The organism is Psychromonas sp. (assembly GCF_041586535.1).
Taxonomy (GTDB): Bacteria; Pseudomonadota; Gammaproteobacteria; order Enterobacterales; family Psychromonadaceae; genus Psychromonas.
This window is the reverse complement of the sequence record NZ_JBFGZY010000022.1, coordinates 26747-34331: the sequence shown is the minus strand read 5'-3', so window position 1 is coordinate 34331 and position 7585 is coordinate 26747. Positions and strand designations below refer to the sequence as shown.

General features: G+C 42.1%; 8 protein-coding genes. 2 read left to right on the top strand and 6 right to left on the bottom strand.

Features of this window, described 5'->3' with window-relative positions:
* The first annotated feature begins 321 nt into the window (after positions 1-321).
* Positions 322-2244, top strand: a complete 1923-nt coding sequence (locus ABZA00_RS04280) for an ATP-binding protein (RefSeq protein WP_372880902.1) — start codon at positions 322-324, stop codon at positions 2242-2244.
* Positions 2245-2252: 8 nt separating this feature from the next.
* Here ABZA00_RS04280 and ABZA00_RS04275 read toward each other — a convergent pair whose 3' ends face one another.
* The 6 genes from ABZA00_RS04275 to ffh form a co-directional block, all read right to left on the bottom strand.
* On the bottom strand, positions 2253-2624 hold the full coding sequence (locus ABZA00_RS04275; RefSeq protein WP_372880901.1) for a DUF454 family protein: 372 nt from the start codon (positions 2622-2624) through the stop codon (positions 2253-2255).
* Between the two features lie 103 nt (positions 2625-2727).
* Complete coding sequence (gene rplS, locus ABZA00_RS04270; RefSeq protein WP_372880900.1) at positions 2728-3078, bottom strand: 50S ribosomal protein L19; 351 nt, start codon at positions 3076-3078, stop codon at positions 2728-2730.
* 41 nt (positions 3079-3119) lie between these two features.
* Positions 3120-3866, bottom strand: coding sequence for a tRNA (guanosine(37)-N1)-methyltransferase TrmD (gene trmD / locus ABZA00_RS04265; RefSeq protein WP_372880899.1), 747 nt, complete (start codon positions 3864-3866; stop codon positions 3120-3122).
* Between the two features lie 19 nt (positions 3867-3885).
* Positions 3886-4413 (bottom strand): ribosome maturation factor RimM, encoded by a 528-nt coding sequence (gene rimM / locus ABZA00_RS04260; RefSeq protein ID WP_372880898.1) that lies wholly within the window; start codon positions 4411-4413, stop codon positions 3886-3888.
* Positions 4414-4437: 24 nt separating this feature from the next.
* Entirely contained in the window at positions 4438-4689 is a 252-nt protein-coding gene (rpsP, locus tag ABZA00_RS04255) for a 30S ribosomal protein S16 (RefSeq protein WP_372880897.1), read from the bottom strand.
* A gap of 230 nt (positions 4690-4919) precedes the next feature.
* A complete protein-coding gene (gene ffh / locus ABZA00_RS04250; RefSeq protein ID WP_372880896.1) occupies positions 4920-6329 on the bottom strand; it encodes a signal recognition particle protein in 1410 nt (469 codons plus the stop codon).
* Positions 6330-6710: 381 nt separating this feature from the next.
* Between ffh and ABZA00_RS04245 the strand changes: the two genes are divergently transcribed.
* Positions 6711-7502: an inner membrane protein YpjD gene (locus ABZA00_RS04245; RefSeq protein WP_372880895.1), complete on the top strand. Its 792-nt coding sequence runs from the start codon at positions 6711-6713 to the stop codon at positions 7500-7502.
* The last annotated feature ends 83 nt before the right edge of the window (positions 7503-7585 follow it).

Here is a 7585-nt window from a genome sequence, read left to right as displayed (position 1 = left end):
TTATTCTACAGAGATATTTTATAACAAAGCAGATTGGTGCAATTTCCCTTGCCCTACGGGGCGCGAGCTCGAAAACCAGTGCTGCGTTGCACCAATCGAAAAGGGAGTAACCATTACCTCATGTTGCGCCTTGCTCTGATTTCCAAGCTCGTGCCTGACAAAGCATTTTGAAGTAACATGGGTATATATCCTGCAATTTTATCATAATCCGCACAAAAGCCTATTTTCAACGTAGTTACACATAAAATGGGTTCTGAAGCGCTTATTTCTCATCTCTTTCATTATATACTGACCATAAATCTGAACAGGGAAGTTTTGCTTATGCTGACCATGTTGTGTGTTGATAATAATCAACAACGCCTTGCGCAAATTATCCAGGATCTTCTGCCGTTAAGCGCACATTTAATCACACTGCAGGCGACAAGTTTATTCCAGGCAGAGAGGCTTATCCTGCAAAACAAACAGGATATAGCGTTGATACTGTGCGCGCAAACATTGACGGACGGAGATGCCCTCATCCTGCTTAGAAGCTCAAAATGCAGTAGCATGCGTAAAATAGTTTATGCGGATAATCCCCGAATCGAGCAGCTTATCGATTACATCAATCAGGGGCAGATTGATTATTTTCTGCCGCTGCCTTATCAGGCACAAGGGCTCACTTACATTGTGCAGACACAGATCAGCAGATATAAAATAGCGCACCAGCAAAATAATCATTTTCAGAAAAAAAGCATTGTCGATACAACCTGTTTACTGGGCAATCCAGAGCTATCCCATTCATCTGATTTTAAAGAAAAGTTTCTTGATTATTCGCTTTATTCAGACTCGGAGCTGTCTAATTTAGTGATCAAATCTCTGCATAAAGTATTAGAAAAAGGGGATGAGCATACGGTTCGCCGCCATTATAGCGCAAACCATATATTAACCCGGGAAGGTGAAAAAAACCGCTTTCTCTGGTTTATTACTAAAGGTGAAGTACTGCTTAAGAAACGCAATGCCCACGGAGAAAGCCAGGATATTACCATTATGCAGGCCGGTACCATGGTCGGCGGCATGTCATTTTTAACCGAGGAGCCCGCTTTCAGCACTGGTATTACCCTAGTGCCAACAGAAGTGTTAAAGTTTGATAACGCTATATTTTCTCAAATTATGCAGTCAAACGCTGAGCTTTTGGCGCCTTTTAACAATTTATTACTGCGTAATTTCAACCGCCGTTTACAGCATAGCATCTCCACAGAACTAGCTCTGCAGGAGACCCTGCAGTCTTTAGATGCAGCCTACCAGCAGCTTATTGAAAGTGAAAAAATGGCGGTGCTGGGGCAACTGGTCACCGGCGTTGCCCATGAGCTTAATAATCCTGTTGCCGCAATCTTACGCGGCTCAGACTCCTTAAAAGAGCTTATCTTAACCCTGCTTAATTACAATGATACCACTCCTTTTTCTCTACTTGCTCAAAAGACCCTGCAGCAGGGGTTAACCTTAATACCACTATCAACCTCTGAAATTCGCGCCAGAAGTAATAAGTTATTAAGCACAGTAAAAGATAAAAAACTGGCTAAATATTTAGCCAATATGAATGTAGACAGTAAAGAGATCCCCCTGGAAAATAAGCGCAATCTGCAACAAAGCATTTTATTGTTAGATAAGTTTTTCCAAGTCGGCACAATTTTACGCAATAGCAACGCCTGCGCGCTGCGCATTGCCGATTTAGTGAAAAGTTTGAAACACTATGCAGGACAAGACAGTCCGGTATCTGAACTATCTAATATCCATGAAGGTTTAGAAGAAACGTTAATTATCTTTGAAAATAAACTTAAACAGTACAACGTGATTAAAGAGTATCAGCAGTTGCCTGAAATAGAGTGTCACCCGATTGAATTAGAGCAGGTTTGGACCAATATCATCTCCAATGCCATTGATGCGACCGGAGAAAGCGGGGTTATAAAGATATCAACATTGAACCTGCCCTATCAGGATACACCCAGTGTACAGATCATTATCGAGGATAACGGCCCCGGTATACCGGCACAAATCAGAGATAAAATATTTGAACTCAATTACACCACCAAACGGGAAGGAAACTTTGGTTTAGGCATTGGTCTGACTATCTGCGCGCAGATTATCAAACGTCATAACGGCACTATCGAAATTGAATCGGAAGCGGATAAATTTACCCGCTTTATTATCACACTGCCGGTGTTTAATCCGTGCATCGAAGATAAACACCTGTCATTAAATGATTAGACCGGGAATCATTTTTCATCGATACGGCGAATAAAAAACAGCAGGATAAGCATAATAACAAGCAGTAATAACTGCAATAGATGCCGTTGCTGTAACAGCACAATGGAAATGCTAAAAGACGCAACAATAGTCAGATAGATCTGTCTCTTTCGCTTTTTGGTAATTTTTTTCTCTTTTTCCCAGTCAGATAAGACGTCGCCAATATAGGGACAGGTTAATAGCTTTTGATGAAAAAAAGTGGAACTGCGGGCAAAACAGGCAAGCGCAAGAATAAAAAAAGGAGTGGTAGGCAGAACAGGTAAAAAAATACCTAACAGGCCGAGCAGGATGCTGACCAGGGCAATAAAGATTAGCAGATAACGATAAACAATCTTCAGCATGACAGAGTTTACTTCAGATAGAAAAAAAGCCCGCAATTGCGAGCTTTTTATAATCAACAAACAGCATCAAGATGCTCTCTGCCGGCAATCTAAACAACTTAAATTACTTACCAAGCTTCTCTTTAATACGAGCAGCTTTACCAGTAAGTTCACGTAAGTAGTAAAGTTTCGCTTGGCGAACCAGACCGCGACGTTTAACTTCAACGCTTCCTACAAGTGGGCTGTGAGTTTGGAATACACGCTCAACACCTTCACCGCTCGAAATTTTACGAACTGTGAAAGATGAATGTAAACCACGGTTACGCTTAGCGATAACAACACCTTCAAATGCCTGAAGACGCTCTTTTTCACCTTCTTTTACGCGAACACGTACAACAACAGTATCACCCTGTGAAAATTTAGGGATATCTGTACGCATTTGTTCTTTTTCAATTGCTTGTATAATATTGCTCATTTTAATACCTATATTACCTAGTTAGCTGATAACATCGCTGGTCAGTCGGAGTCACTTTCCAGAGCAGCAAGCAACTTGGCTTGCTCGTCAGTCAGAGCTAGATTATTTAATAAATCGGGCCTTCTTTGTTTCGTGCGCTGCAGTGATTGTTTTAATCGCCAGAGACGAATTTTTTCATGATCACCGCTCAATAATACACTTGGCACTTGTTTTCCATCTAACACTTCAGGACGCGTATAGTGCGGGCAATCAAGCAAACCATCCGCGAAGGAATCCTGCTCTGCTGATAACACATGACCTAATACACCGGGTACAAAACGCACCACAGCATCAATTAAAATCATAGCCGGCAGCTCACCACCACTTAACACATAATCACCCACTGACCATTCCTGATCAACCAGGCTTTCAATGATACGCTCATCTACACCTTCATAACGCCCGGCTACCAATATCAAAGCCTTTGAGCTTGATAAAGAGTGTGCGCCACTATGGTCTAAACGTTGTCCCTGAGGAGAAAGATAAATAACCTTGGCCTCATGCCCTGCTTCCCGCGCCGCCTGTTTAGCCGCTAAGATTGCATCCCGTAAAGGCTGCACCATCATCAGCATACCAGGCCCGCCACCATAGGGACGATCATCGACCGTTCTATGTTTATCCAAGGTGAAATCACGCGGATTCCAACACTGGATAGAGAGCAGATTATTTCTAATCGCCCGACCTGTTACCCCATTTTCGCTAATGGCCCGGAACATCTCCGGGAAGAGGCTTACAACCCCTATCCACATCACTTTTCTCCCAGGGTATTCAGAAATCAGGTTCCCAATTAACTTGAATTAATTTGCCGGTAATATCTACATTAGAAATTACTTGCTTATCGATAAACGGAATTAACCGTTCTTTTTGTCCAAAAGCATCGTTCGAGTTGGCTTTTACAACAAGCACATCATTAGAGCCTGTTTCCATCATATCGGTGACTACACCTAGATCGTAACCTTTGTCAGTTTTAACCTGACACCCGACTAAATCACGCCAGTAGAAATTATCTTCCAATTCAGGAAGTTGACCTGGGTCAACGAAGAGCTCTAAACCAACTAAGGCCTGTGCGTCTTCTCTAACGTCAAATCCCACTATTTTTGCAACAAAACCATTACCGTGACGCTTCCAATCGGTTATATCAACCTGCTGGAACTGCCCTTTTGATTTCATTAACAACGGCTTGTATTCAAAAATACTTTCAGGGTCGTCGGTGTAGGAGTGGATTTTCAACCAGCCTTTGATGCCGTAAACCGCACCAAACTTACCGATTACAATTGGCTGTGCTTTATCGTTCATCGGGCTCTCCTCACCTAACTGCAATTAAGCAGCTACTACTGCGTTGTCTTTTACTAATTTAGCAACACGATCACTTAGCTGTGCGCCAAGACCAACCCAATGGTTGATACGATCTGTGTCTAAACGTAATTTTTCTGCTTGACCTTGTGCTGTAGGGTTAAAGAAACCTACTTTCTCAAGGAAACGGCCGTCACGTGCATTACGGCTATCTGTTACTACTACTTGGTAGAATGGGCGTTTTTTTGCGCCACCACGAGCTAAACGAATAGTTACCATATCGTCCTCTGTTTATTGTTAAACGTATTTGGTCAGAAAATGCTGACCGCCTGCTTTTGTAGAAAGCCGCAAAATTATACTCTTCTCAGGCAAAAGAACAATAAAAATCACACTTTTGCTGCATTTTAGCCTCTGAACTCACTATTTTAGAGACTAAAAAAGCCCAAACAGAGTCCAAAAACACTCCATGCGGGCTTATTTAAGCGCTTATAAAAAATATATTGGAAGGGTTATTTTTTCCTGAAATTGCCCAGTCCAGGCGGCATTCCCATGCCCCCCATTCCACCCATACCCGGTGGCAGCATCCCTTTCATACCGCTCATCATTTTACGCATACCGCCTTTACCGGACATTTTTTTCATCATTTTCTGCATCTGCGTAAATTGTTTCAACAGCTTATTAACATCTTGAATTTGTGTCCCGGAGCCCGCTGCGATACGGCGTTTACGACCACCTTTAATAATTTCTGGTTTGGCACGCTCTTTTTTAGTCATGGAATTAATGATCGCTTCCATTTGCGCGGTGCTTTTATCATTAACCTGATTTTTAACTGCGTCAGGCACTTGCCCCATACCGGGTAATTTATCCATCATCCCCATCATGCCGCCCATACTTTTCATCTGGATCAGCTGCTCACGGAAATCTTCTAAATCAAAGCCTTTGCCCGTTTTTACTTTATTGGCCAGTTTGGCCGCTTTTTCTTTGTCGACTTTGCTTTCAAGTTCTTCAATTAATGAAAGAACATCACCCATTCCTAAAATTCGCGAAGCAATACGCTCGGGATGGAAAGGGTCTAAAGCATCAATTTTTTCGCCCATACCGATAAATTTAATCGGCTTACCGGTAATATGACGGATAGAAAGCGCGGCGCCACCACGTGCATCACCATCGGCTTTAGTCAATATAACACCGGTTAAGGGTAATGCTTCATTGAAGGATTTAGCCGTGTTAGCGGCATCCTGACCGGTCATGGCGTCAACCACAAAGAGCGTTTCGACAGGTTTAATGGCGCGATGGAGATCTTTAATCTCTTCCATCATTTCGTTATCGACGTGCAGACGACCTGCTGTATCGACAATCACAACATCAATAAATTTCTTTTTAGCGTGTTTGATCGCCGCATTGGCAATATCAATAGGCTTTTGGGTAATATCACTCGGGAAGAACTCGACGTCTACTTCTCCGGCAAGCGTTTCCAGCTGTTTAATCGCTGCCGGGCGATATATATCGGCACTGACCACCAACACGCTTTTTTTATCACGGGTTTTTAACAGGCGGGCAAGTTTTGCAACCGAGGTGGTTTTACCCGCACCTTGTAAACCAGCCATTAGCAAAATTGCCGGAGGTTGAGTGGCAAGATTTAATGACTCATTAACTTCCCCCATTGCCAGTTCAAGTTCGTTTTGAACTATTTTAATAAAGGCCTGGCCGGGGCTTAAACTTTTAGCAACTTCCTGACCAACGGCACGCTCCTTGATGGATTTTATAAAATCACGAACGACGGGTAACGCTACATCCGCTTCCAATAAAGCCATCCGTACTTCACGTAAGGTATCTTTAATATTGTCTTCGCTTAAGCGCCCTTTACCACTGATATTTTTCAGGGTTTTCGACAGTCGATCAGTTAAATTCTCAAACATACTCGGATCTCGTTGCTAAAATTAAAGTTTATTATACGCAATTATTGATACCCATACTACCTGAATATATATCGGTAAATAGCATTCAAGCAGGAAACAGGAGGTAACTCTCATTGATTAAGTCACGCTATTTATAACCGATAAAAACGCCGTCATCGGCTTCGCGCCATAAAATCTTCGCTATACTTCTGAATTCCACTCAACTCGGTTGATCCGTCAACAGTTTTTTGCCATTGTTCTTTCAAGCAGTTAATAAAGAAGATATTTTAACTATTTTAAGGATAAAGCTGAGCGTATAATCATATTTATACCCATGTTACTTCAAAATGCTTTGTATCTTGAAGTATCATGGGTATATATAAATAACAAAAGTGGATTGATATGGATAACTTGGCACTTATTGCGACTATTTTTTACATGTTAAGTGGCAGCTTGGCAGTCAATATACTGTTTAATCAGGCAAAGCCTCTTTATTACTGGTTTATCGGCTGTTCAATTATTGCACTGGTCACGCACGCGCTGTGGTTATATCAACACATCTTTTTAATCGACGGGCAAAACCTGCCCATGTTAAATGTGGTCTCTCTGATTGGTTTTGTGATCGCAGCATTATCACTTTCAGTGAGCAAACGCTTGAATACCGGGGTGTTATTACCCGTTGTGTGCGCTTTTAATGTGCTCAACTTTATTGCCGTTGTCTATCTGCCAAGTCATTACATCACTCATTTAGAGAAACAGCCGGCAATCGGCTCGCATATTATCTTTGCTCTGTTAGCTTACTCAGTACTAACCATTGCCAGTCTTTTTGCCCTGCAACTTGCATACCTTGACTACCGCTTAAAAAATCATAAACGCCCGCTGACCCAAATCAATCTGCCGCCTTTAATGACCATGGAAAAAAGTCTCTTTCAGTTTGTTTTGATTGGTTTTATTTTATTAAGCTGCACCCTTTTGACGGGCTTTTTTTTCTTAGAGGATATGTTTGTACAGGGTAAAGCGCATAAAGCTTTCCTGTCTATAAGTGCCTGGATCATTTATGCAACTCTGTTATGGGGACATTATACAAAAGGCTGGCGGGGACGGCCGATTGTTTATGTCACCATTGTCGGCTCTTCATTGTTAACCCTGGCTTATTTTGGCAGTCGCTTTGTCCGGGAAATAATATTGAACTAAACCATAAAATAGGCTTTACACTGACCAGCACTCAAAACTGAGCGGGTACTCGATAAACTATTTTATCACCCTGTTCAGGTCTG